Origin of the sequence: Duganella aquatilis (assembly GCF_009674565.1) — a bacterium.
In the GTDB taxonomy this organism is placed as follows: domain Bacteria; phylum Pseudomonadota; class Gammaproteobacteria; order Burkholderiales; family Burkholderiaceae_D; genus Rugamonas; species Rugamonas aquatilis.
The window spans coordinates 1-299 of the sequence record NZ_WKJL01000075.1 but is presented as its reverse complement, the minus strand read 5'-3'; the positions used below and the strand labels follow the sequence as shown (position 1 = coordinate 299).

General features: G+C 53.2%; 1 rRNA gene. It reads left to right on the top strand.

What is annotated here, in order from left to right:
* Positions 1-299, top strand: a 16S ribosomal RNA gene (locus GJ698_RS30305); the annotation flags it as partial.

Sequence of the window (299 nt, the reverse complement as noted above, 5' to 3'; positions counted from 1 at the left end):
AAGTAGACCGCCTGGGGAGTACGGTCGCAAGATTAAAACTCAAAGGAATTGACGGGGACCCGCACAAGCGGTGGATGATGTGGATTAATTCGATGCAACGCGAAAAACCTTACCTACCCTTGACATGGTCGGAAGCCTGGAGAGATCTGGGCGTGCTCGAAAGAGAGCCGACACACAGGTGCTGCATGGCTGTCGTCAGCTCGTGTCGTGAGATGTTGGGTTAAGTCCCGCAACGAGCGCAACCCTTGTCATTAGTTGCTACGAAAGAGCACTCTAATGAGACTGCCGGTGACAAACCG